Origin of the sequence: Ancylobacter sp. WKF20 (genome assembly GCF_029760895.1) — a bacterium.
Classification (GTDB): Bacteria; Pseudomonadota; Alphaproteobacteria; order Rhizobiales; family Xanthobacteraceae; genus Ancylobacter.
On sequence record NZ_CP121679.1, the window covers coordinates 1628464 to 1650269 of the forward strand.

Sequence of the window (21806 nt, forward strand, 5' to 3'; positions counted from 1 at the left end):
CTACTCCCAAGAGTCTAAGCGCTTCCCGTTGTTCTCCCAACGGATGCCCTTGTCTTTGAGGCCGCTCTTCCACTTCTCGGCAGGAGGGCGGCGGTCGTTCTGCTCGCGCAGGATGCGAGCCTTCTCCACGCCTTCGTATTCGGCTTTGGCGCCGCGCAGGCTGAAGGACATCGCCGCTCGGGCAGCGGGGTCGTCGATCATGAGAGGCCCCTCACCGTTGCGGCGCCAGAGCTGGAAGACGCCCTGCTGTCCGTCACCGGCAGCCCGCACACTGATGTCGCTGGCCGACAAGCCGAGACTGGCACCGTACTTCTCGGCCCACTGCTCGATTTTCCAGTTGATGATGTCTTCCGCGTTCGGCGGGACGGCCGCATCGGTAAGCATCACAGGCTCACCGTTGATGACCGTGTGCGTTGCCTGAATGCGGTCCTTGGCAAGCTCAATGGCCTCATCGGGAGCCTTCCCGAGGCGGACATAGAACTGGCCCCATTTCTCCAGCTTGGCTGCTGTTTCATCCGAGACCGTCATCGCGGGCTTGCCGCTGAACCAATTCAGGGGGTTCAGCATGGAGTCGCCCCTGCGGAGCTGCCCCACCTTGTCGGTGACCGTCTGGAAGTTCTGTCGCAGGCTCATCGGGAGTTCCTGCGGGTCCGCCCGATCGGTGAACTTCATGGCCGCCTCGAAGGCGCCGGCCTCGTCGTAGTTCATCTCCTGCCGGGCCACGCGGAACGCCTCATAGAAGAACTGGTCGCTCTCCTTGACGTGCTGCGCGAGCAGGCGCGGATTGCGGGCGTAGAGGCTCTCATAGAGCTGCGCACCCGCTCGGAGCGCGGCCGGAACCTCACCCTTCTGGAGCGCCTCGTGGCTGGCCGAAGACGGGCCGGCACCGAGGATCGACTTGAACTGAGGGTCCACCAGTCCGTTCCGCGAGAGCGCCTGAACCCGGAAGTTCATGGCTCCCTCGCCGTCACCGCTGGCGGCCATCTGTTCCGCCTTCTTGCGGATCAGCTCCACGCCCTGCTTCTGGAGGTCATCGGCGCTCACTGACTTGGTGTCGCCGCTCTCGGTGCGGACCTCCACAGGAGTCATGAAGGCGAGCGTCCCGTTCTCCGCAGCGACCTCCAAGCGCGACTGAACGACGGCCTCATCCTTGTCGGCGTTGGCCTTGTTCTGGAGCCTGAGCTGCTCGCGCTGGTGCGCCGCCGTGGTGGCCTGCGCCTTGTTGATGATGACCTGTGCCGTGGGGCCGGCATCCTGCTTGGCCGCGATGGAACCCACGCCGCCGCGCGTGTCGTTCAGAAAGTGCTCGACATAACGGTCATTGCCGGGCGTCTCCGCGAGCCTCCGGGTGACGTTCAGGACAACCCCATCCAAGTCCTGAGGGGACAGGTTGAGGGTGTCCTTGAGGTGCGGATATTCGGCACGGAGGGCGGCCTGAAGCTCCTCCGGGGTCTTCCCTTCGGAGATGCCCGCCGCCACGCCCGCGAACCACTTGTCGCCCACCATGTTGAGCGCCGTGTCGCGCTCCTTCTTCACCCGGTATTCGGTTTGCCGGGCGCGGAGGTTCGGGCCGAACTTGTTGAGGACGGCGCCATAGGCGGCGCGCGCCTCCGGGTCCGTGATGCCCTTGAGGTCCTCCTGAGCAGCCTGCGCAATGAAGGCATCGAAGTCCCCGGTGTCGCGGTCGAACTCGCCACTTTCCCATGCGCTTTGCAGGGCGGTGACGCGGTTGATGGCGACCTGCTGAGCACCGAGACGGTCGAACTCCTTGCGCCCCGCCCCGGTGACGGTGGCCGGCGCAGTGCCCGCGAGGACGTGCTGCTTGAGCTGTGCCTCGGAGAGCTGAGCGACCTCGGCTTGGGCGCTAGCCTTCTGCTTCGTCTCCATGTTCGCGAAGGCTTGCTGAAGCGTGGGCGAGAGCCCCTGAAGGGCCTGCGCGAGGTCGAGAAGGTCGTTGCCGCGCTGGGGCTCCGGGGGCCGGACGTAGGTGTTCACGGGAGCCGCCATGGGGCGCAGGGCGCGCTCTTCGATGGGGTCGGGAGCTACCCGGCGAGGCGCGCGGGAGCGGCGCGGACCCGCCTGAAGCGAGTCCTCGTTTACCGGCACGAGGCCGGGGAGCTTTGCCATGATGATCCTGTCTTAGCTGTAGGCGGTGTTGTAGGCGCCGAGGCCCGCCTGTCCGATGCCAACGGCAAGGCCGAGCCCGGAGGGCTTCCGCCCACGGGGGACTGAATTGATGCGATTGTCGCGGGTGGTCTCGGCCGCGCGGCGCTCCTGATCGAGCTGAGCCACGGTCATGTCGAGGTTGCTTTGGATGTTGGAGCGGTCGCGGCTCGCGGCGTTGTCGAGTTCGCCAAGGAGCATGTCCACGGACAGGCCGCTCACACCCGCCTCTCCAGCGGTCGCTTCGGCTGTTGCCTTCTGCGCCGTCACGGTGCGGATGTTCTTCTGCATTTCCTCAGCCGCAGCGGTGCGCTCCTGCTGCGTTCGGAGGTTGATCTGGTTCACCTCGTCGTTCATCGCCTTGATGGAGTTGAGGCGGTTCTGCTCATACATCGCCTCCTGCTGATTGTAGGCTTCCATCTGGCCTTGGTACTGAACGACCGATGAAGCAGCACTGATGGCGAGCCCTACGAGGGCTACTGCGGTACACATTCGGTGCGCTTAAATCTCACGACTTCAAGGAAGGTCACGCCCCCGGCGCCGGCATTCGGCAGCTCTCGAAGGACACGAAACCCGCACCACTTCAACCAACGCACGTGCGTCGCATTGCGCGCGTCTGCGTAGTTGTAAAGGAGCGGATATTGACGGTGGAGGATGTCGAGGACGGGCTGGCACCGCCGCAAGAACTCGCGCTGCTTGCGCACGATACGGTCGGTGCCAAGCAACCACACAAGCGCCGCTCCGGATGTCTCGGTCGGGAACGTGCCGAACATCAGCACGGTGCCTTCCTCATCCCTTGCGGCGTAGGCTTCCCCCCCTAAAGAGTGCGTCAGGACCTCCAGAGGGGTAAGCCCGGTGGCGGCGGCCACCTCTTCCCGATCCGCCACCCGCAGGTTGTCGGCCAGCTCGCGGCAGTCGTCGATGGTGGCTTTGACTATCTGCGCCCTCATTGCGTGTTGCGCCCTCGGCGGGCGAAGAGCCCATTCCACTCGGCGCTCAGGATGTGGCACGGGAGGAACGTGTCGTTCTCAACCACGATGTCCACGTCCGTGTTGCGCGCGGCGACTGGCACCCGGAACGTGCCGTCCGCGAGCGCCGGCTCTCCGATGATGCTCTCGCCCAAAACACGCCCGGTTGCGACATAGGTGTAGGTGTCGCGGTTGCCGGACGGGCGCACGATGACGCGGTAATAACCGGTGCGCTCATGGGTGAAGCTGATGCTGCGGAGCTGAAGGCGCCCCGACTGGATTGCCATGACGCCACCCCCGGCTGCCTGTTGCCGGACGAGGATGGGGGAGAGCTGGTAGCGCATGGTGTAGGCCGAGCCGATCCACGCGCCCACCGCCGTCATGTCACCCGGAACGGAGAATGACCGCCCGCCCAAGAAGGTCACGGGAAGGACAACGCCCGCTCGCGCACGGCCATCATTGGCGGCCTCCACAACGAACCTCGTAGCGGCGCTCGGAGCATAGGGAAGGGTCACGACAGTGCGCCGCAAGGTGGGGTCATAGACCTTCGTGATGCTGGCCGCGCTGGAGTGAATGCGGCTATCGAGGTGGTAGACGAAGGGCGCCTCACCGTCCTCGCGCACGGGCTCGACGCTCATGCGTTCGAGGCGCGTCGTGCCGTCCTGCCCCACGGCAACGAGGTAGGCGTAGTTCTCAATGAACTCCACCGCCCTGATCTCCGCTAGGTCGGGGAAGGTCCACTTGTGCCAAGCGGACTGGAGCTTCTCGTTTCCCGACCAGAGCCACTGGTAGACATAGATGGACTGCGGCTCAGTCGAGGACAGGGCGAGAAGGATGCTCTCGGCTGTGCTTGCTGCCAGCTTGAAGACGCCGCTGGGGACGTATTTGGGGACGTGCCCGGAGATGTCAGCCGCGTCGTAAACGGCGTTGTCGCCGTCCATGAAATACTCGCGGAACGACGTGTGGGGGCCGCGCGGGGTCGCGAAGATGACGCTCTTTCCGACCGGCACCGGCCGCGCAGACGGTGAACACTCGAACTCGGTCGCGACATGGGCCGCCACGGACTTCGGCGTCAGCACGTCCGGCCCACTCAATACGAACTGCGTCTGGTCCGAGAAGAGCAGAAGCTCCTTGTCGAAGGGAACCGCGTGGCGAAGGATGGACACCTTCGTATGCGAGACGCCGATGTCGATGGGGTCGGTGTCGAGGAGCTGGGTGGCCGTCTGCCGGAAGAAGTTGAAGAAGTCCCCCGACCGGCTCATCACCACGTTCTCATCGGTGATGAAGCCCAAGCGGTTCCGATGGAAGAACAGGTCCGTGATGGTGCGGCCCACGAATGAAGGCCACGGCGAGGTGTTCTCGTCGCCGCAGCCGTTCGGGCTCCAGTCGGTCGGCTTGAAGGTGAAGCTGCCGTTGGCCTCGCGCACCAGCACGTGGGGCATGGTGTTGCGGTCGAGCGATGTCTGGAGGCCCGGCTTGACGGTCTCCACCCAACTTCCCGTCCGCGTTGCGCCGTCCTCGGTGAACTTGACGTAATAGGCGTCGAACTTGCTCGTCTGGTCGCCCGTGACCTGCAAGACGAAGCCGTCAACCGCACGCTCAGGCAGGTCCGAGAACCGTTGCACGGTCCCCTTGAACGCCTTCATGCCGTTGCCGCCTATGCCATCCGCAACGTCCACCGAGAAGTCGGCGGTGTCATTCCTACGGAGAACGTGGACCAGAGAGCCGCGCTGACCGGCCCAAAAGTCCGGCCGATTGGTGTTGATCTGTGCGGCCAAGGTGCTCGCAATGTGCGTGGTCTGCACATAGGGGGCGTCGTTCGTCGTGCCGCCGTTCGGAACCTGATTAGCGGCGGCTTGACTGCCGTTCAGGATAACCGTGTAGCCCATGCCATAGGCGCCCTGCTTGACCCAAACGAGAGCCTCAGGGTTTCGCGTCGGCGCGCGCGTAGCTGCCGCCGCCACTGTCCGCGAGCGGTTCACGATGAACGTGTAGTCCGCCACCGTGACCATGGAGAGGTTCTGCGAGGCGGAAGGCGAAGACAGGTAGCCCCAACCATTGGGGGCATTCACGACCTTCTCTCGCCCCTCCATGTCGAAGATGCGAATGCCGCCGCTGTCAGCCAGGACGATGTATCGTTCGGCCGTGTCGCGGTTGATCGTGTGGATGAAGGTGTCGCCCACGGCGGCCTGAGACAGCACCGCCACAAGCTCCGCTGGCGGGCGCTTGCGAAGTCCCTCCACGACGGAGGAGAGCGCGTTCTCTTGGGCCTGCGCCTGCGAAGCGAGGCGAACGGCCACCGCCTGCTGGGAGACGCCGTTGATGAGGTTCGGGATTGACCCGGTGATGACGGGCATTAGCGGTCGAGAACCCGAGCCACCGCGGAGTTTGTCAGGATGTTGAGGTTGAGGCTCTCGCTCTCGGCCTCAAGAAGGTCAGCGCGGGCCTTCAGCTCGTCGCGCACCGTGAACTGGTAGAGTTCGCCATCGCCCAAGACTCGCTGCTGAAAGATGCGCGCGGCCCGGATGACACACAGCTCACGCGCCGCCTGCGGTAGATCCTCGAACTCAAGGAGGAGCACGAGGTCGGCCTTGACCGCCGAGGCAAAGGTGAAGGAGTGCGCGCGGCGGTCGTAGAGCCGATTGCCCCGCTGCACGATGTCCCGGCCGGGCTCCTTCACCGAGCACCGCATGGTGTTCGCCGGAAGCAGGACGTTCCCGTCTTCCATGCGGGGCTGGAGAGGGTAATCCGTCTCCGTATTCCAGTGCCAGCCCTCAGTCTGGATGGCTCGGTTCACCTCAGCGAGCGTTCGCCGCGCCGTCGAAGCGTCCACATGGGCGCTGTTCTGGAGGCTATTTACGGGGGACTCACCGATGGTGTTGAGCAGGATGTTGACCGCTTCGAGTTCGGTCGTAGGGGTGGTCTGAACCGCCCCGCGTTTTCTAGACGCCCTCGGCTTTGGCTTTGTACTGCCGTTCGAACTCGATGGGCGACAGCATCCCATTCCGTGCGTGCTTGCGGGTGGGGTTGTAGAACATCTCGATGTAATCGAACACGTCCCCGCGTGCCTCGTCGCGCGTGCGGTAGACCTTGCGGCGGATACGCTCGCGCTTGAGCAGGTTGAAAAAGCTCTCGGCGACGGCGTTGTCATGGCAGTTGCCGCGACGGCTCATCGACGGCTGCAGATCGTGGTGTTTCAGGAACGAAGCCCACTCCATGCTGGTGAACTGGCTTCCCTGGTCCGAATGCACCAACACACGCTCCTTCGGCTTACGTCGCCAGACGGCAGCCAGCAGCGCCTGAAGCACGACGTTGGTCGTCTGCCGGGCCTGCATGGACCAGCCGACGACGCGGCGGGAGAAAAGATCGATCACGACCGCCAGATAGGCGAAGCCCTCATGGGTGCGGATATAGGTGATGTCGGTCACCCAGGCCTTGTCAGGCGCCTCCACGTCGAACCGGCGATCGAGCGTGTTGTCGACGGCCAGGGACGGCTTGCCGGCATAGTGGCCGGGGCGGCGCTTGTAGCCGATCTGCGCCCGGATGCCGGCAAGTCGCGTCAGCCGCGCAACCCGGTTTGGGCAGCAGCTCTCGCCCATGTCCGCCAGATCGTCGTGAAGCTTACGATAGCCATAGACCTTGCCGCTCTCGCTCCATGCCGCGCGGATCAGCTCGATCTGTCGTTGGTCCTCCCGAGCGCGCCTGCTCAGCGGATCCTTCAGCCAGGCGTAAAAGCCGCTGGGCTGGACACGCAGGCACCGACACATGGCGCGGATCGAAAACTGCAGGCGATGCGCGGCGATGAACGCGTACTTCACTTTGCATCCTTGGCGAAGTACGCGGCCGCTTTTTTTAGGATGTCGCGCTCCTCCGTCACGCGCTGCAACTCGCGCTTCAGCCGGCGGACCTCGGCAGCCTGATCGTCATCGCGGGCCACGGCGGCAGGCTTGCCGTACCGTTTCCTCCACTCGTAGAGCGAGTACTTGCTGATCCCTAGCCGCGCCGCCACCTCCGCAACCGGATAGCCCCGCTCGGTGATCTGAAGGACCGCGTCGCGTTTGAAGTCCTCGGTGAAGTTCGCTTTGCCCATCGGGGCCTCCTTGCCTCAAAATTTAGGGAAGAAGGCGTCCAGGAATCTAGGGGCGGTTCAGTCTGCATGACCCTCCGTTGAACGAAAAAAAGGGCCTCTCCGGTGAAGAAGAGGCCCTTGGTTAGGTGGTGCTAGTCAGTCGATCAGGAGGCAGCCTTGGACAGCTCCACCGCCGCTTCCGCGCGGAGGACGCCGTGGCCCATGGCATACTTGGACACCATCAGGGTCGCCTGCTTCTCGATCTTCCACTCGCCCTCGGACGCGAGGTCGAGCAGCTTCACGGTGCCCACCGCGTCGGCGGTGAAGCCCACGGCGACGGTGTTGGTGAAGTCGCCGTTGTAGGCGGCCTGTTCGCCATCCGTGACGTTGGTGATCGGGAGGTGGTTGGACTTCACGATGGTGACGTTCGCCACCTTGATCACGTTGCCCTCGGCATACGCGCCCGCGCCACCCCAATCCTTGTTCAGGACCTTCGTGTTCTGCGCGAGGCCGTAATACTGGAGCGGGCGAACCGCGATGTGGCGGCCGTCCTCGTCCACGTCCTTCTCGTCGAAGATGCGGGCGATGTCCCAAATGCCCTGAAGCAGGTCATCCGAGGAGGTCGCGAAGGTGGTCTTCTTGAGGACCGTGCCGCCCGCCGCATCGGTGATGGCGTTGGCCGAACGGGCCGCATTCACGAGGAGCTGGGCGATGGTCTTGTCCGCCTTGATGGCGAGCGAGGCAGCGCACTTCGCGGCGTAGATAGAGCGCACGTCATAGTGGTTCTTGGCCTCATCAATCTTCGGGATGTAGACCGGGGAGACCAGAAGGCGGTCGATGGTGATCGTGCGCTGGGCGTGCTTGATGAGCTGGCCCTGAAGGTCCTGACCCGGCGTGTGGTAGTAGGCCGCCGCGTTACCGATGATCGGGAACTGAGCGGAGTTCGTACCGGAGACGGTGCGGACGCGGGTGAGCGGGAGGAAGACGTTCTTCTCGTCGAAGAGCGTGGCGACCTCGCCCGACCACTTCTTCAGGAACAGGGCGTCATCCGCGCCAGTGGCGTTGGACATACCAAGGCGCGAAACGGTAGCATCAGCCATTTATAGAATTTCCAGTGATTTTGGGAGGAAGGTTTGAGGCTTCCTGAGCCACTCATCACTCGAACACAGGGTTGTCCGCCGCAGCGGGCCGAGGTCTCGTAAGGTGTTCAGATTGCCGAGACGCCGCGTATTCATTCACGCAGCACGTCTATGCTTCCGTCACTGGAACTTTTTGCTACTCACATTCCCATATGTAGCTTGTAGATGTATCACTCATCGTAGCTACGCAAGAACGCATTATTTTCTGTCCGAGCGCCTCTAGAGCGACATATCCTTTGAGTTTCTTGGCGCTTTCGCGAATTAGAACAACGTCGGACACCTTAACGCCCCGCCCCTCGTACTCCTTCCTGATCGCATTTTGAGCTTCGCTGATGTCGTCCTCAGAAAAGCCAGTACCAAACACGAGAAATAGATAGGTCAACACGCCGCAAACTAAAACAATTGCCGCAGCGGCGACTTTCGGTGCTGTGGCTCCTGTCTTGTCGAAAAGTCCGATTACGACCAGATGGATAGCCGCAATAGGCCAGAGGAAAAAGCCGTAGATGAACCACTTACCGAACGACCGCTTCATTCCAAAATGAGCTGTCAAACCTATCGATAGGCCGAAGGCCAGCCAAGCCATGCCCGTAATGAAGTAGTCCAATTGCGCCCCCTCTTTACCTTGGGCAACTCTATTCGAGCGGCGCCCTTGGTAAAGAGGGAAGAGCGAGTTAACGGGCCAACGCGCCCACCAATCCACGAACTTCACCGAGCTTGTCGAAGCAGTCTTGGTGAGCGTCGTAGAGGTCCACCACGAAGTTCGCGGCGGCCTTGGAGCCGGCACCCTTGGCGGGCACTGCCGGGGCGTCCTTGCACTCCAGAAGGGAGCTAGGGACGCTGACCTCGCTGCCGGTCGCGCAGCCCATCAAGGGCGCGCTCAAGAGCAGCGGGAAGAGGAGCTTCAGGCGCACGGTCGATTTCCCGATAGATGGGTTTAAGTTCCTCCTGTCGTTTGACAGTGGTTGCGGCGTTGCGCTGAGCGGCGGCCAGCGCCTCGTTGAGGCCCTTCTCGACACGCTCAAGGCGCGCCACGTCAGCCGAAAGGTCCGTCACGCGGCCCTTCAGGTAGACGATGGCAGCACCGGAGCCGGCGATGGAGACCACCAGAAGGAGGATGAGAAAGAGGACGCTACGGCTGGGCATCATCAGATTGAGGAAAGGAGGCTCCTGTCGGTTGATAGGGGAACGGCGGCGGGCCTCGGGCGGCGGCCATGGACAGGAACTTCATGTAGTTCCCGTCATCCTTGGTCGCGAAGCCGAAGTACCCGAGGAGGAGGGAGCCGGCTAAACCAGTCACCGCCACGAGGGCGGTCTGGCGAAGCACGTCATCAGGGCCACGGAAGATGACCCACGACGCCACGACCGCGCACCACACGAGGGTGAGGTAGAGCAGTCGGCGGCGGCGCCCCCATTCAGGGCGGAAGGTCATTCAGAAGGCGGTCGTGCGGGCAATCTTGGCGTCCACCTGATCGCGGAACGCCTGATCCTTCCGGTAGCGCGGGTCGCGCATATCGGCCTTCATTTCGTCCACCGAGGCATAGGCCCCGGCACCACGAGCGGGAGCGCCGTTGAGCAGATTGGGCTCGCTGGGGGTGGCAGCCTTGTACTTGGCGTAAAGCCCCTCGATGGCGAACTTCATGGCGGCCGGATTGTCGCCGGTCACGATGGCGTCGTAAGCCGCGATGTCGGCAGGCGCCATGTTGGTGCGCGCCCATTCGACCATCGCGTCATAGCCCTCATCACCCCCCACCGGAGCGAGCAACTCGGAACGGGCACGATCAGCGAGAGCCTGCTGGCCGGCGATGAAGTCTTCGACCATCGTGCGCGGAATGCCGGCCTTCTCCAGCGCCTCGAAGTCGCTGTCTTCCAGCGAACCATTGGCGTCGAACTTCGCCCGCATGGCGTCGTAGTCCACGCCAGCCGAAGCCGCTGCCTCGCGGGCGGCGGCCTCCTCAGGAGACGCTTCCGGCTGCCCCTCCGTCTTCGCTTCGGGGGCGCTTTCGGTCTTGGCCTCCGGGGTAGTCTCGGGGGCTCCCTCGGTCGTCGGAGGCTCGGGTGCCTTCTGCGACTGCCGGCGCTCCAACTCAGCGTAGGACTGGAGCAGGGCCTCCGTGTTTACGGACTTGGTGTCGGCGTTCCAGAACTTCTCGGGGACGTTCTCGGGACGCTCGACTTCGGCTGGGGCCGGGGCATCCGGCCCGCTGACATTGCCAGCAAACTGAACTGCGGCGGTCATCAGTAGTTCACCTGCACGGCGCCGCTAAGGGGCGCGAAGGCGACCTCGCCGGGCTCCTCGCTGGTGGCGGTGGGGGCCGGCTTCTTGGCGCGCTTGGGGGCCTCGGGCTTCACCGTCTCGGTGGTGTCGGCCGGGGGCGTGGTCGTGGGTTCGGTCTCGCTCAAGCGGCGGTTCCTTCTTGCTGGTTGCTGGGATTGAGCTGGTCACGGACGATGTTCATTCCACCGGGACCGAGCTTGTCGACGAGCTGCTGAGCCATGGCCTGCTGCGCCTGAGCGGCGCGCGCCTGCTGGACTTCTTCATCGGAGCGAACAAGGCCCTGCGTCTCCACGGAGAGCGCGGTGGCAACTCGGGTGATGTAGTCGCCCACGTTGAGGCGCTCCGAGATGACCTCCTGCCCGAGCGGCGCAATCTGCTGGAGCAGGAGATTGAGCTTGGTGAGGTCGTGGCCCCGGCCGAGCGCCTCAAGTCCGGTGACAATCGCCGGCCGGATGGCGTTCGAGGGCATCTTCGGGAGCTTCCGCTGGCGCCGCATCTGGTAGACCAAGCGGGCCAGAAGCGGCGGCTGAAGTTCGAGCGCGAGGATGGAGTAGACGCCGCCGAGGGCGTCCTCAATCTCACCCGCCATGTAGCGGACCTCCTCGGCCGTCACGCGCTCCCCCTTCCGCTGCACGGCGGTATTCAGGAGGAAGGCGAAGGCGAGGCGCTGAGTGATCTGTTGGATGGTCTCAAGGGCCACACGGAAGTCGGCGGCCTTATCGACCTGAAGGACGCCCACGTCGTCCTTGTTGCCCGTTCGGACGGCGCCGTTGGGGCTATCGGTCAACGTCTTCTGCCGCGTGGTCCCGTTGGGGTTCACGAGGAAGAGGACCTTCGCGGCTGCGGCGGTGCCCTCCACGATGGCCTGAGACAGCGCCTCAAGGGAGGCCAGGTCTCCGAGATATTCCTCAACATAGGACCGGCCGTAGTGCTCGCCATCCACCTTGGAGAAGCGGAGGGCCACAAACGGCGAAGCGTCCAGCGGGTATGTGCCATCGGAACCGGGAACGGGCGTGTTGCCAATTTCCTGATGAACGGTCCACTTGGCATCGGCGCGGCGCACCCACGTGTAGAGCGTGAGCGTGTTCTTCTTCGTGTCCGAGGGAAGCTGTGCGGTGCCCCCTCGCTCCTGCTCAACCAGCGCCTTCATGGCCGGTTCGAGCGTGTCCACGTCCACCTCTTCGCGCGTCAGGATTTCCATGATGCGGCCTGAGGGGTCGCGGCGGACAACATAGGAGCCAAGGCGCCACACACGGACGCTGTTGTCCGGTTGGAGCTGGAGAAGAACGTTGCCGGCAACGATCAGGTATTTGAGGGCCTCGAAGATGGAGACCCGAAGCGAGGTTGTTTCCACCTCGCTCATGATGCGGCGCTCCATGTGGCCGAGCGCCTCTTCCACCTTCGACTTGAGAGCCGGGGCGATGTTGGCCTGAGCGAGCAGCTCAGGCTCCATCTTGTAGCGGAAGAAGGGCGCGTTCGGCGGAAGGAGGGCCAGTAGGAGCTTAGATGCGAGGTTGTTCACCCCCCGCGCCCCGATGGACTGAAACGGGGTCACATATTTGTGGCCCGGTCCAGCGCCCACCGGAGGGACCAGCGTGGGAATGGTGAGCTTTGCGCACTCTTCCGCTCGGGTCCGATAAGGGGTTTGGTCAACCTCCAGCACTCCGTAGCGGCTGGCGGCTGTCGTCATCAATTCGGGGCGTTAACCCCCGTGCCGCCGTTGCCAACCGTCGAAGTCGGGTTGATGCGGAGCGAGGAGCGGCCCTTGCGGCGGCTCTTCAGGAGCGCCGAGTCACCCTGAGGGTTCTCGTCAGTCTTGAAGGTCTGAGCCGTGGGCTGCGGGGGCGGTGCGGCCGGTGCCGGCTGCTGGACCGGCTTCGGCTTGGACGTACACATTACTGGAGGGCGTCTTCTTTCTGCTGTTCGAGCTTCGCCCTGAGGAACCGCACGACTTCAGCCCGGCCAACGGACGCCCACACTTCCCGCTCGGAAGCGGTCATGGTGGGTGCGCGGTCGGGAAAGCGGCCCTCAAGGGCCGTGACGAGGGCCTCGCTGACGGTAGGGAAATCGTCTTCGGGCATTCGGATGTCTCTATAGTGGGGTGTTAGGCCCGGAGCCGGGTGACGAGGTGATCAACCACGTCACGGAACTCCTGACGGGTGCCGTCATTAGTGACGTAGTAGTCGAAGAAGTGCCCGTTGAGCCGGCCCTCCATGGCGGTCGGGGTTCGCCCCCGGCGCTCAATGCGGACAGTCCGGCCGCCCATACGCTCGATCAGGTCGAACTCATTGGGGAAGCGCATGTCGTCCACGACAACGCTCTTCCCGTCCGCCATCAGTGCGCGGATGCGCGCTTCGGCAACGTCGGTCCAGAGACCCTCGGTGATGGTCTTGCGGCCCCAATCCGTGCCGATGGTCTCCATGATGCGGCGCGGAGTGATGCTCCCAAGTGCAGCGATGGGCGCCTCCTTGAGGTCGCCTTCGACCATCCGCTCAATGTCGCCAGCGGGGACGCCGGCCGCCGCGAGAAACTCCCGCGTCATGGACTTGAGCGGCCCGGCGAACTTCACGTTTACGAACCCATGGAGCTTGACCATGACCGCCGAGGCGGTCGACTTCCCGCTTTGTGCGGCGGGGCTGTAGAGGCCGATCAGGAGGGGCGCCAGAGAATGGGCTCCTTGGTCTTGAAGTCGTAGTCCGAAGCACGGAGGATGCGCGCCACGCGCGCTTGAACCAGAGCGTCCGCCTCGGTGAGGCCGGACTTCTCGTAAGCGGCCACCACGGCGGGCCACGACGGATCATCGTTGAGGATGGCGAGGGCCTTCTTCGGGCCGCAGCCGGGGAGCCCGGTGTAGCCGTCCGTCTGGTCCCCGATGAGGGTCTGGTAGAGGTGGTGGAAGTCCGCCTCGGCCTCGGTGATTTCCACGATGCCCTCCTCGGGGGAGCGGCAGTAGAGGCCGGGGATGGTCTTCATGTCCTTGTCGATGGACACGATGACCTTCTCCCCCTTGAGCTTCGACCACGTGGCAAGGATGCCCATGCAGTCGTCGCCCTCAAGGTGCGGACGCAGGTACGCGCCCTTCTCATTGATCATCCATTCGCGGATGGCCTTGAGAACCAGCGGCTTCTTCACCTTCGCCCGGTTGCCCTTGTAGGTGGGCAGGATGGACTTGCGGAAATTCTCCTCGCTGTCCGTCAGGCAGAGCTTGAAGTCGGTCCCTTCAAGCTCGCCCATGAGCCGGTCCAGCTCCTCGTCGATGGCCGCGCGAACTTCGTTCTCGTCGCAGTGCCACGTCCAGTAACCGGGCTCCCACTCATAGGCGGTCTCCTTGGCGGCCGAGCAGCCGTAGGCCAGGACGTCAGCGTCGATCAGGAGGGTCCTCACGAGGCGTCGCCCTTGTCCGAGACGAGGCGCACCACGTTGTCGTTCTTGAGAGCGTACACCGGGGTCATCGCGGAGAGCACCGCGCCTGCGGCGGCTTCGAGGATGAACCGGCCCTTGCGGGTCTTGGCCGTCTCCATCCGGTCCACGAGGGTCACGAGACACTGCGTCATGTCGCAGATGTCGGACACCTCATAGGGTTGGGTGTAGGAAATCTCAGTCAGTCAGGGGCTCCAAGGCGTGGTCGATGTCCTCCTCCACGAGGTAGACATTGAGGACCTTCAGTCGGTTGAGGGCGCCGGGCACGACGGCGCGCGCCTCCTCCGGGGTTGCATAGATTTCGGCGTGAGCGAGCCGGCCGGACCAGCCCCGAGCGTAACCGGGGTGGCCCTTGAAGCGGCCTTTCACGGGGTCGTAGAGGACAGCCCCGGCCTTCACGGCTGCTCCCGGCCTTCAGGATATTCCCACTGGTCACAGACGGTGTTCGTGACCGGCATGGGGTAGTATGTCGTCATGTTGCCCACGGCCATCGGCATGAGGACGATGACGGTCTCATCGTGACTGGAGAGGCACCGGCCATAGTCCTTGCAGCCCGCAAGGAGTGCGGCCAGCGCGCCGACAGCGGCAAGCAGGCGCCACCTCACGCGGCTTCTTCCTTCATGCTCATCGCGTTCTCGCGGACCACGAAGGAGCTAGCCTTGCGAGCCACCGTGGCGAGAACATCAGGGTCGAGGTGGGGGTTGAAGATGGAGGCGCCGCGATAGCGGAACCACTCGTGGATCTCATGCAGCTCGGCGTCCTTGAGGAGACCGAAGACAGCGCCCACGACCTCCTGCCGGCACATATGGCGCGACAGGTAACGCTTGGCCGATTTCCACGGCGTCCGGCTGCCATCCCGCTTGGCGCTGTCGAGAGACGCCTCGGCGGTCTCGTCAACTTCCGCCTGAATGAACGGGCGGTCGCCGTCGAAGCCCATGAGGACGGACCAGCCGGGCTTGTAGGTGATGCGGGAGATGATGGAGAGGATTTCCTCGTTGGTCATCTTCAGTCCATGCTCTTGAGGGTTTCGAGGCGCCGCAGCCCGGCAGCCGTGACGCTCCACTTCCGGCCATAGAGGCCGGTCGCGATGCGCGTGGTGAGGAGGCCATCGCTCGCCGCCATGGCGATGAGGTCGGCGTGCTTCCGGGCGAAGTCGCCCTTGGTCGTGAAGGGGCGCCAGCGGGCCTCGTCGAGGACCGACACCAGCGAGCTAGTGCGTTTCACGCCAATTCGCCCCGACTTTGTATTCGCCGTCGATGCGGACGCGGAACTTGAAATGCTCACCCGCGAGGCGGAAGCAATCGACAAGGGTACGGCCGAGTTCATCTGCAATTTCCTTCTTGGCTTCGGCCTGCAATTCGTCATGGACGTTCGCCACGAAGGCGTAGTCCTTGCCGAACACACGCCCGTTCTCGGTGAGTTGTCGGAATGCGAGGATGGCCGCTTGCTTGGCGATCAAGGCGCCAGCAGATTGCAGCAACGTGTTGAGGGCTGCGTGGCCTGAGCGGACGAAGAGCTTGCGACCGTCGAGGCCGATGAGGTAGCCGCCCTTGGTGCGCTTCCGCCACCAAGTGCCGTCTCCCCCCTGCTTCCAAAGCTCGGGGTCTTCGACGCGCTCGGGCAGAGGCATCGGACGGTAGCCGTCAACGAAGAACTCAATGCTCTCTTTGAGCAGCTTCAGGGCCGGCACCTTCTTGAGGAAGGTCGCCTTGAGCTTCTTGCCGGCAGCCTTCAGCTCTTCCTCGCCGGGGTTTGACTTGCCCCGGAAGAACCGCTTCTCCAGCTCGGCCGTGTCGATGCCCTCGCGGCGCGCGGCACGCACGATGTCGAGGACGGTCTCGCCGATCTTCTTGTCGCCGGCCCCGTAGAGGAAGGCGTAGATGAAGGTCTTGGCGCCGTTGCGGTAAATCTTGTGCAGGATGTTGTGGTCATCCCGCTCCTCATCCGTGAGGCCGAGGGCCTGCACGTTCACCCAATGGATGTCGCCCTCAAGGAGGACCTTGGCGTAAGCGCCGCCGTCATATTTCGCCATGAAGTGGGCGAGGCAGCGCAGCTCAAGGCCCGAGAGGTCGGCGCCCACCAGCACCTTGCCGGCAGAGGCCATGAAGAGGGCGCGGCAATCGGCGCCATAGGGCGTCCCCACCTTGGGGACTTGGGCCACGTTGGGGTGCGAATGGGTGCATCGGCCGGTGACGGCGCCGATGGTGTTGACGCTGCCGTGGATGCGGCCGTTGCGCTCGACGCGGAGCCACGCCTGATCGCCCTCGGCCAACATGCCGATGCGCTTCTCGACGAGGAAGTATTCCGCGAGCGGCTTCGCCTCGGGGTAGTCCAGCTTCGACAGAACGCCGTCGTCGATTTTGGCTTGGCCGCTGTCGGTGTGCTGCTCGGGCACCCACCCCAGCGCCTTCAGGCGGTCGGCAATCATCTGCCGGGACGCCGGGTTGAACTCGATCAGCTCAACCTTCGTGAACGGCTCGCCTTTGACGTAGCCGCGCGCCTTGTTGTTCACCTTCGGGATGAAGATGGTTTCGACGCGCTTGGGCGGGAACGTCTCCTGAAGGGCCTTGCTGAGTTCCAGCCGGCGCTTCACGAGCTGCTCATAGAGGAACGTCGCCGCGTTGCGGTCGAAGGCGAAGCCGTGGCGCTCCTGCCGCGCCATGATTTCCGCGAACTCGAACTCAAGAGCGAGTGATGCGGGGGCCGGCTTCCGCGCCTCGATCCACTTCAGGAGGGCGTCCGTGACCTCCACGTCCTGAATGCAGTAGGCGTGCATGGAGTCGTTCCACGCATCCCACTTGCCGGGAAGGTCGTTCCCCTTCTCGTCCTTGCCGTACTCGCCCTTCATCTGGCCGAGCCGGTAGCCCCACGCTTCCAGCGAGTGGCGCGTCTTGCGCACCTTCGGCGGCATACGGCCGGCCTTGACCAGCTTGCCATCCCAAAGGTCCGTCTCGGGCTTCACCAGCCGGGCGGCAATGAGGGTGTCGAAGAGGCGGCCCTTGGGTTGGAAATTCGGATAGAGCTTGCGGAGCGCCGGAAGGTCGAACTTGAGGATGTTGTGGCCGATCAACTCGTCAGCCAGGGCGAGGAGTTCGACGCCGCGCTCAACATCACCGGGGCCGCGAAGATCATCGGAGAAGTCGAAGACTTCCCCGGTGTCGGCGTCCTTCGCCACAAGGCAATGGACGCGGGTAAGGGCATCGAGAAACCCATCGGTCTCGATGTCGAAGATTAAGCGCAGTGTGGAGGTCCGTTTACGGGCGTGATTTTAGGCCGCGTCATTTCAGAAGCGGCGCAACGAGGGCATGATCGGCGGACAGCTAGAAAATGATGCGTCGCCAACGAGCGGGCGTTCTTAGCGCCTTAAAAAATAAGAACGAAAAATCGATGCCTTTAATTCGGCTAGTCTTATCTGGTGCGGGCATAAAAGTTACTCGGATATTTCGTAGTAACTTTCCGATTACAGAAAAATTACACTAAGATTACGGCGGGCAAAATGACCGAAGGGTCATTTTCGATTTATGTCACCGCTCTATTGACTTGCCGGAGCGGTTGAGAGAGACATAGACATCCTCGCGAGGGATTCCTTCCAGCACTCAATTGGAGGAAGCGCTGATGCCCTTGTTGTGACAGCCACGATTCCAGTATCGGGGTTGCAGGCGGAACGTGATCTGGCTGCAACTCTCAGCTCCCGAGGGGAGCATAAGCGGACGCGGAAGGATAAAAACCTTCCGCGTTTGCTTGCTATTTATGCTAAAGCAACTTGCTTGAACTTGTCGGGCACCACGAAGAGCCACTCGCGATACTTCTCGCGGAGCCGCTCAGCGCGCGCTTCCGTCCGCTCGAACTGCGCCGGGCTTTCGCACCGGGTGAGCGTCATGGTGAGGTCGGCCTCGTCGATGGCGAAGGCATTGGTCGTGTGGACGTTCCGGCCGTCGAACCCGATCTGGCAGAAGCCGAGGTCGAAGCGGTTGAGCGCCTCGCGGCAGGGCTGAAAGACGCGCAGGCGGATCACGTTGACGGGGAGCTGGCCCGGTTGCTCATAGAGCCGCGCATCAGCGACGGTCGGGTCATCAGCGAAATACTGCATCGCCGCGACGACGGTGTTGGTGTAGCCGGCGTCGAGCAGCGCAGAGTGGATGGCGTTGTGGCCCTCCATGTACGGCACGAAGAAGTCGAGGTCCTTGATGGGGCGCCCGAACCACGCATCACGGAGAGCCCCGCCCGCCAGATAGGCGAGCGGAGCGTGCTCCTGAATGAGCGCGAGAACGGCCCGCCCCTGTGCGGGGATCAGGTCCATTGCGGTCTCTGGAGAAGGAAAGGGCTTCGGGGAAAGCCGGATTGGCGCTCCCCGCTCTTGCGCGAAGGGGTAAGCCAGCGCATTTTGACTGGGGATTTATGGTTGTGGATGCGTTACATGAAAGCTCAAGAAGCCGCCCTGCTTGCAAAAGATTACGTCCAAGAACTATTCGGACAGGATGGTCTCTCTAACTTGGCTCTTGAAGAAATTGAGCTTCAACCAGATGGCTATTGGTCTGTAACTATAGGATTTCATAGACCGTGGGAGGAAATGAACTCCCTTGCGGCACTTTCTGGCGCCATACAACCGCGCTCCCTGCGGGTAGTAAGAATAAAGGACGCCACAAAACAAGTGGAGTCAGTGAAGAAGCGCGATAATAGTTAGCAAAATGTCCAGATTGGCAATTGATACCAATCTATTGCTCCTTTTTGTCGTTGGAGTAACAAATAAAAATTACATACAACTACATAAAAGGCTTAATGCATTCTTCGATGGAGATTATGAGCTTTTGTTGAAAGCAATACGAGGATACAAAGCCATTGTCCTCACTCCAAATGTTGTTTCCGAGACATCAAATTTGATAAGAATGACGTCTGAACCTCGATCTTCTGAAATAGCCAATAGATTTGAGGTTTTGATTAAAAATACACCGGAAGTTTACATTTCGAGTGCAAGTGCATCGAGTCGAAGAGAACATGCCAGATTGGGCATCACGGACTGCGGATTGATTGAGTTGAGCGCAGAAGGCGCACACATTTTGACGACAGACTACGATTTATTCCATGCGGTCTCGGCGTGCGGATTTACTGCTGTTAACTTCAACCACTTACGAGAGGCTGCTGCGCGTGCGCGTTGAAACTAAAATGGCACGTCGTCCGCCCCGGACTCATCCATGAAGGCACCTTCGGGGTCGTGGGGCAGGAGGCGGCCGGTGAACTTGTCGTAGCGAACGTGGTCAGCCGGCCCCACCTCACCGAACTCCCGGTTCTTGAGAAGGCGCATCATCGACACGCTCGGCGTCTCGCCCTGCTGGTCTCGCTCCAGCGCCAGCACGTTGTCGCTGAGCTGCTTCAACGAGCCCGAGCCGCGAAGGTGGGAGAGCGTGACACGCCCGCCCTCTTCATGGGCTGAGCCTTCCGGCTTGTTCAGATGAACGATGGCAATGACGCCCACACCGGTCTCTTCCACCAGCGAGCGCAGCTTCGTCATGAGCCGGTCGATGTCTTTGCGCTCGCCCTCGGAGCTGCTCTCCTGCCCCGAGACCACGATGCTTATGTGGTCAAGGATGATGAAGTCCACGCCACAAGAAACGGCGAGGTAGCGCAGCTTGGAGAGCAGGTTCTCGCTGTCGAGCGAGCCGAAGTGGTCGTAGAAGAACATCCGGGTCTGGATGATGTTCTTCAGCGACTCGCCCCACGCGGTCTCGGGGATGCACGAGGGGTCGGCACGGAGCTTGCCGAGGGGGACATCGTTGTGGATGGCGATGTAGCCCTGAGCGGTCTTCTCCTTGCTCTCCTCCAGATAGACGCTGCCGATGGTGCAGCCGTGCGCTTGGTGGAGGTGATAGGCTAGCTCGCGGGCAAGGGTGGATTTGCCGATGCCCGATCCGGCCGTGAGCAGGGTTAGCTCACGCTTTCGCAGGCCCCCGAGCATCTCGTTCAGCTTGGGATAGGGCAGCGCGAAGCCGTTGGTCACGGTCTGGCGCAGCATCTCCAAGGTGATTTCGGAACCGGACACAATGCCGTCCGGCCGGTAGACCTTGGCGTTCCATATGGCGGTGATGACCGCCTCGCCCTTGCCTGCCTGAAGGCACTCGCTGGGGTCCTTCAGGGGCAACGAGGCGACGGCTGCCTTGCCCGGAGAGAGGGCAGCGGCGCACTCGGCGGAAGCCTTCAGGCCGGGCTCGTCCATGTCGAACATGAAGACGACCTGCTCGAAGGTCTCCAGCCATTCGAGGTTCTTCTTGATGGACTTGAGGGCACCTTGCGCGCCGTTCGGCACAGACACCACGGGCCACTTGTTGCCCTGGAGCTGAGACACGGTAAGCGCATCTATCTCGCCCTCGGTGACGACGACCTTCTTGCCGCCCTGTCCCCAAAGGTGCTGGCCGAAGAGGCCGGCCTCCTTGAGGTCCCCGAGAACCTTGAAGTCCTTGTTGGCGAAGCGGAGCTTCTGCGCCACTTCGTTCCGGTCGCTGTCGTAGAACGGGGCAATCTGGACCGGCTTGCCCTTGTACTCGCCAAGGCGGTAGCCGAACTTCCGGCACGTCTCCTCGGTGAGCTTGCGTTTCGGCAGGGCGGCGATGTCACCGCCCCTAATGAGGTCGGCGTTCAGCCGTTCGCTCCTGTTGTCGTTAGGCTGCCGGGGGGCGCTTCCATCCCCCGGCTCGTAATAGCCGCAGCCGAAGCAGTGGCCGTGGCCGTCCGAATAGCGGCCGAGGTTGTCCCTCGAACCGCAGGCCGGGCATGGCTCCTTCCCGATGAAGGAGCTTTCCTCGCGGATCACTCAGTCAACGAGAGGACGCCAGCGGATGACCTTCTGGACCTCGTTGAAGCGGCGCTTCTTCGCGTTCTCGAAGGCGTGCGACACCGCGCACACGACGCCGAGGATGCCGCCCAAGATGAGAAGCAAGCCGAAGGGCATCGGCAGCCCGAGCATGTCGAGCCGGTAGCTGCCATAGGCGATGGCGAACACGAGCCCGCCGAAGCCGGCGAGCACGGCAGCCGCCACCAGCACGCCAAGGATGATGTCCTTCATGACGAGCAGTGCCTCCTTCATTTGCAGCCCTCACGGGATGAGCCGCCAGAACCCACAAAGGGGACCACTGGGGGCACCGAAGTGCGCGGCGTGGAGAGCGAGCGGGAGAACGAACGGGATGACGAGGACGGACGCGAGAAGGACCGCGCCACGAAGGCGGCCATCACCGGCTCCGACAGATTGAGGGAGGCCCGCTTGCACGGGTCCCCCTTCTGGCAGGCGCCGAGCGTGACGGCCATGAGTGCGGCGAGAGCGAGAACACCCTTGCGCATCAGCGGCGCCCCCGCAGCACACGCATGAGCAGCGCGGTAGCGAGGCCCCAGCCGAGAGCGGCCGGCCACGAGAGCGTGGCACCGATCAGCCACGCGATGAGCTTGATTGCCAGCATCCAGAAGACGCCACCGATCAGGAAGACGAGGAAGGCAGCGGCAAACGCCGCCGCCGCCGCGCCCAAGAAGACCGCGAGCTTCTCCATCACGCGGCCTTCCGCTTGCCCCAACGGTCGCGGACGACGAGCTTGTACTCGCCATACGGGTAGCCGTTGATGTCGGTCTTCATCGTCGTGACGATGTTGTGGCCGCGCTTCCGCAGCTTCTCGATTGTCGAGGAGAGCCGCGTGCCATAGCCGAGAAGAACGGCCTCGCCCTGCGTGAGGGTTCGGCCGCTCGTCAGGTGCGCGAGCACCTGCTGAGTACGGGTCATATGAGTGGACCTT

29 protein-coding genes are annotated in these 21806 nt (G+C 63.0%); 2 read left to right on the forward strand and 27 right to left on the reverse strand.

Annotated elements, in window-relative coordinates; translation table 11 throughout:
- The 23 genes from AncyloWKF20_RS07485 to AncyloWKF20_RS07595 form a co-directional block, all read right to left on the reverse strand.
- Entirely contained in the window at positions 1–2127 is a 2127-nt protein-coding gene (locus AncyloWKF20_RS07485) for a hypothetical protein (protein WP_279317245.1), read from the reverse strand.
- Between the two features lie 12 nt (positions 2128–2139).
- Positions 2140–2583: a hypothetical protein gene (locus tag AncyloWKF20_RS07490; RefSeq protein WP_279317246.1), complete on the reverse strand. Its 444-nt coding sequence runs from the start codon at positions 2581–2583 to the stop codon at positions 2140–2142.
- A gap of 56 nt (positions 2584–2639) precedes the next feature.
- The gene (locus AncyloWKF20_RS07495) at positions 2640–3113 is read right to left on the reverse strand and encodes a phage protein Gp13 family protein (protein WP_279317247.1); all 474 of its coding nucleotides are present in this window, start codon (positions 3111–3113) and stop codon (positions 2640–2642) included.
- Entirely contained in the window at positions 3110–5488 is a 2379-nt protein-coding gene (locus AncyloWKF20_RS07500) for a hypothetical protein (protein WP_279317248.1), read from the reverse strand. Before AncyloWKF20_RS07500 ends, AncyloWKF20_RS07495 begins: the two co-directional genes overlap by 4 nt.
- Positions 5488–6135 carry a hypothetical protein gene (locus AncyloWKF20_RS07505; protein ID WP_279317249.1) on the reverse strand — a complete coding sequence of 216 codons (648 nt, stop codon included), beginning with the start codon at positions 6133–6135 and terminating at the stop codon, positions 5488–5490. Before AncyloWKF20_RS07505 ends, AncyloWKF20_RS07500 begins: the two co-directional genes overlap by 1 nt.
- Positions 6074–7221 (reverse strand): IS3 family transposase gene (locus tag AncyloWKF20_RS07510; RefSeq protein ID WP_279314132.1). Its coding sequence is split into 2 segments (ribosomal slippage): positions 6074–6987 and positions 6987–7221, totalling 1149 coding nucleotides; the frame shifts between segments, so codons are not numbered across the junction. Before AncyloWKF20_RS07510 ends, AncyloWKF20_RS07505 begins: the two co-directional genes overlap by 62 nt.
- A 143-nt stretch (positions 7222–7364) precedes the next feature.
- The gene (locus tag AncyloWKF20_RS07515) at positions 7365–8300 is read right to left on the reverse strand and encodes a phage capsid protein (RefSeq protein WP_279317250.1); all 936 of its coding nucleotides are present in this window, start codon (positions 8298–8300) and stop codon (positions 7365–7367) included.
- A gap of 175 nt (positions 8301–8475) precedes the next feature.
- Positions 8476–8943: a hypothetical protein gene (locus tag AncyloWKF20_RS07520; protein ID WP_279317251.1), complete on the reverse strand. Its 468-nt coding sequence runs from the start codon at positions 8941–8943 to the stop codon at positions 8476–8478.
- A gap of 224 nt (positions 8944–9167) precedes the next feature.
- On the reverse strand, positions 9168–9485 hold the full coding sequence (locus AncyloWKF20_RS07525; RefSeq protein ID WP_279317252.1) for a hypothetical protein: 318 nt from the start codon (positions 9483–9485) through the stop codon (positions 9168–9170).
- Positions 9469–9768 carry a hypothetical protein gene (locus AncyloWKF20_RS07530; protein WP_279317253.1) on the reverse strand — a complete coding sequence of 100 codons (300 nt, stop codon included), beginning with the start codon at positions 9766–9768 and terminating at the stop codon, positions 9469–9471. Before AncyloWKF20_RS07530 ends, AncyloWKF20_RS07525 begins: the two co-directional genes overlap by 17 nt.
- Positions 9769–10575 (reverse strand): hypothetical protein, encoded by an 807-nt coding sequence (locus AncyloWKF20_RS07535; RefSeq protein WP_279317254.1) that lies wholly within the window; start codon positions 10573–10575, stop codon positions 9769–9771.
- Positions 10575–10739 (reverse strand): hypothetical protein, encoded by a 165-nt coding sequence (locus tag AncyloWKF20_RS07540; protein ID WP_279317255.1) that lies wholly within the window; start codon positions 10737–10739, stop codon positions 10575–10577. Before AncyloWKF20_RS07540 ends, AncyloWKF20_RS07535 begins: the two co-directional genes overlap by 1 nt.
- Positions 10736–12304 carry a portal protein gene (locus AncyloWKF20_RS07545; RefSeq protein ID WP_279317256.1) on the reverse strand — a complete coding sequence of 523 codons (1569 nt, stop codon included), beginning with the start codon at positions 12302–12304 and terminating at the stop codon, positions 10736–10738. The genes AncyloWKF20_RS07540 and AncyloWKF20_RS07545 overlap by 4 nt, the downstream gene beginning before the upstream one ends.
- A 205-nt stretch (positions 12305–12509) precedes the next feature.
- Complete coding sequence (locus AncyloWKF20_RS07550) at positions 12510–12695, reverse strand: hypothetical protein (RefSeq protein WP_279317257.1); 186 nt, start codon at positions 12693–12695, stop codon at positions 12510–12512.
- A gap of 23 nt (positions 12696–12718) precedes the next feature.
- The gene (locus AncyloWKF20_RS07555; RefSeq protein ID WP_279317258.1) at positions 12719–13183 is read right to left on the reverse strand and encodes a hypothetical protein; all 465 of its coding nucleotides are present in this window, start codon (positions 13181–13183) and stop codon (positions 12719–12721) included.
- A gap of 80 nt (positions 13184–13263) precedes the next feature.
- A complete protein-coding gene (locus AncyloWKF20_RS07560) occupies positions 13264–13998 on the reverse strand; it encodes a hypothetical protein (protein ID WP_279317259.1) in 735 nt (244 codons plus the stop codon).
- On the reverse strand, positions 13995–14168 hold the full coding sequence (locus tag AncyloWKF20_RS07565) for a hypothetical protein (RefSeq protein WP_279317260.1): 174 nt from the start codon (positions 14166–14168) through the stop codon (positions 13995–13997). The genes AncyloWKF20_RS07560 and AncyloWKF20_RS07565 overlap by 4 nt, the downstream gene beginning before the upstream one ends.
- 43 nt (positions 14169–14211) lie before the next feature.
- Entirely contained in the window at positions 14212–14433 is a 222-nt protein-coding gene (locus tag AncyloWKF20_RS07570; protein ID WP_279317261.1) for a hypothetical protein, read from the reverse strand.
- Positions 14430–14639 carry a hypothetical protein gene (locus tag AncyloWKF20_RS07575; protein ID WP_279317262.1) on the reverse strand — a complete coding sequence of 70 codons (210 nt, stop codon included), beginning with the start codon at positions 14637–14639 and terminating at the stop codon, positions 14430–14432. Before AncyloWKF20_RS07575 ends, AncyloWKF20_RS07570 begins: the two co-directional genes overlap by 4 nt.
- Entirely contained in the window at positions 14636–15037 is a 402-nt protein-coding gene (locus AncyloWKF20_RS07580) for a hypothetical protein (RefSeq protein WP_279317263.1), read from the reverse strand. Before AncyloWKF20_RS07580 ends, AncyloWKF20_RS07575 begins: the two co-directional genes overlap by 4 nt.
- Before the next feature lie 2 nt (positions 15038–15039).
- Entirely contained in the window at positions 15040–15258 is a 219-nt protein-coding gene (locus AncyloWKF20_RS07585; protein WP_279317264.1) for a hypothetical protein, read from the reverse strand.
- Positions 15245–17209, reverse strand: coding sequence for a DNA polymerase (locus AncyloWKF20_RS07590; RefSeq protein ID WP_279317265.1), 1965 nt, complete (start codon positions 17207–17209; stop codon positions 15245–15247). Before AncyloWKF20_RS07590 ends, AncyloWKF20_RS07585 begins: the two co-directional genes overlap by 14 nt.
- Before the next feature lie 573 nt (positions 17210–17782).
- Positions 17783–18334, reverse strand: a complete 552-nt coding sequence (locus AncyloWKF20_RS07595) for a hypothetical protein (RefSeq protein WP_279317266.1) — start codon at positions 18332–18334, stop codon at positions 17783–17785.
- A 108-nt stretch (positions 18335–18442) separates the two neighbouring features.
- Here AncyloWKF20_RS07595 and AncyloWKF20_RS07600 point away from each other — a divergent pair, with 108 nt between their 5' ends.
- Positions 18443–18718 carry a hypothetical protein gene (locus AncyloWKF20_RS07600; protein WP_279317267.1) on the forward strand — a complete coding sequence of 92 codons (276 nt, stop codon included), beginning with the start codon at positions 18443–18445 and terminating at the stop codon, positions 18716–18718.
- Positions 18719–18731: 13 nt separating this feature from the next.
- A complete protein-coding gene (locus AncyloWKF20_RS07605; protein WP_279317268.1) occupies positions 18732–19190 on the forward strand; it encodes a hypothetical protein in 459 nt (152 codons plus the stop codon).
- Between the two features lie 2 nt (positions 19191–19192).
- On the opposite strand, the gene AncyloWKF20_RS07610 is transcribed toward AncyloWKF20_RS07605, so the two are convergent.
- The 4 genes from AncyloWKF20_RS07610 to AncyloWKF20_RS07625 all read right to left on the reverse strand — a co-directional run bounded on the left by AncyloWKF20_RS07610 (position 19193) and on the right by AncyloWKF20_RS07625 (position 21793).
- On the reverse strand, positions 19193–20839 hold the full coding sequence (locus AncyloWKF20_RS07610; protein ID WP_279317269.1) for a DnaB-like helicase C-terminal domain-containing protein: 1647 nt from the start codon (positions 20837–20839) through the stop codon (positions 19193–19195).
- On the reverse strand, positions 20840–21112 hold the full coding sequence (locus AncyloWKF20_RS07615; protein WP_279317270.1) for a hypothetical protein: 273 nt from the start codon (positions 21110–21112) through the stop codon (positions 20840–20842).
- 250 nt (positions 21113–21362) lie between these two features.
- Complete coding sequence (locus AncyloWKF20_RS07620) at positions 21363–21569, reverse strand: hypothetical protein (RefSeq protein ID WP_279317271.1); 207 nt, start codon at positions 21567–21569, stop codon at positions 21363–21365.
- Positions 21566–21793: a helix-turn-helix domain-containing protein gene (locus tag AncyloWKF20_RS07625; protein ID WP_279317272.1), complete on the reverse strand. Its 228-nt coding sequence runs from the start codon at positions 21791–21793 to the stop codon at positions 21566–21568. Before AncyloWKF20_RS07625 ends, AncyloWKF20_RS07620 begins: the two co-directional genes overlap by 4 nt.
- Positions 21794–21806 lie beyond the last annotated feature (13 nt).

Coding starts and splice junctions, on each gene's coding strand:
- AncyloWKF20_RS07580 (WP_279317263.1), bottom strand. CDS start 15,037: ATGACCAACGAGGAAATCCTCTCCATCATCTCCCGCATCACCTACAAG.
- AncyloWKF20_RS07500 (WP_279317248.1), bottom strand. CDS start 5,488: ATGCCCGTCATCACCGGGTCAATCCCGAACCTCATCAACGGCGTCTCC.
- AncyloWKF20_RS07490 (WP_279317246.1), bottom strand. CDS start 2,583: ATGGAAGCCTACAATCAGCAGGAGGCGATGTATGAGCAGAACCGCCTC.
- AncyloWKF20_RS07535 (WP_279317254.1), bottom strand. CDS start 10,575: ATGACCGCCGCAGTTCAGTTTGCTGGCAATGTCAGCGGGCCGGATGCC.
- AncyloWKF20_RS07595 (WP_279317266.1), bottom strand. CDS start 18,334: ATGGACCTGATCCCCGCACAGGGGCGGGCCGTTCTCGCGCTCATTCAG.
- AncyloWKF20_RS07550 (WP_279317257.1), bottom strand. CDS start 12,695: ATGCCCGAAGACGATTTCCCTACCGTCAGCGAGGCCCTCGTCACGGCC.
- AncyloWKF20_RS07485 (WP_279317245.1), bottom strand. CDS start 2,127: ATGGCAAAGCTCCCCGGCCTCGTGCCGGTAAACGAGGACTCGCTTCAG.
- AncyloWKF20_RS07495 (WP_279317247.1), bottom strand. CDS start 3,113: ATGAGGGCGCAGATAGTCAAAGCCACCATCGACGACTGCCGCGAGCTG.
- AncyloWKF20_RS07600 (WP_279317267.1), top strand. CDS start 18,443: ATGCGTTACATGAAAGCTCAAGAAGCCGCCCTGCTTGCAAAAGATTAC.
- AncyloWKF20_RS07515 (WP_279317250.1), bottom strand. CDS start 8,300: ATGGCTGATGCTACCGTTTCGCGCCTTGGTATGTCCAACGCCACTGGC.
- AncyloWKF20_RS07505 (WP_279317249.1), bottom strand. CDS start 6,135: ATGGGATGCTGTCGCCCATCGAGTTCGAACGGCAGTACAAAGCCAAAG.
- AncyloWKF20_RS07545 (WP_279317256.1), bottom strand. CDS start 12,304: ATGACGACAGCCGCCAGCCGCTACGGAGTGCTGGAGGTTGACCAAACC.
- AncyloWKF20_RS07525 (WP_279317252.1), bottom strand. CDS start 9,485: ATGATGCCCAGCCGTAGCGTCCTCTTTCTCATCCTCCTTCTGGTGGTC.
- AncyloWKF20_RS07530 (WP_279317253.1), bottom strand. CDS start 9,768: ATGACCTTCCGCCCTGAATGGGGGCGCCGCCGCCGACTGCTCTACCTC.
- AncyloWKF20_RS07615 (WP_279317270.1), bottom strand. CDS start 21,112: ATGAAGGAGGCACTGCTCGTCATGAAGGACATCATCCTTGGCGTGCTG.
- AncyloWKF20_RS07565 (WP_279317260.1), bottom strand. CDS start 14,168: ATGACGCAGTGTCTCGTGACCCTCGTGGACCGGATGGAGACGGCCAAG.
- AncyloWKF20_RS07625 (WP_279317272.1), bottom strand. CDS start 21,793: ATGACCCGTACTCAGCAGGTGCTCGCGCACCTGACGAGCGGCCGAACC.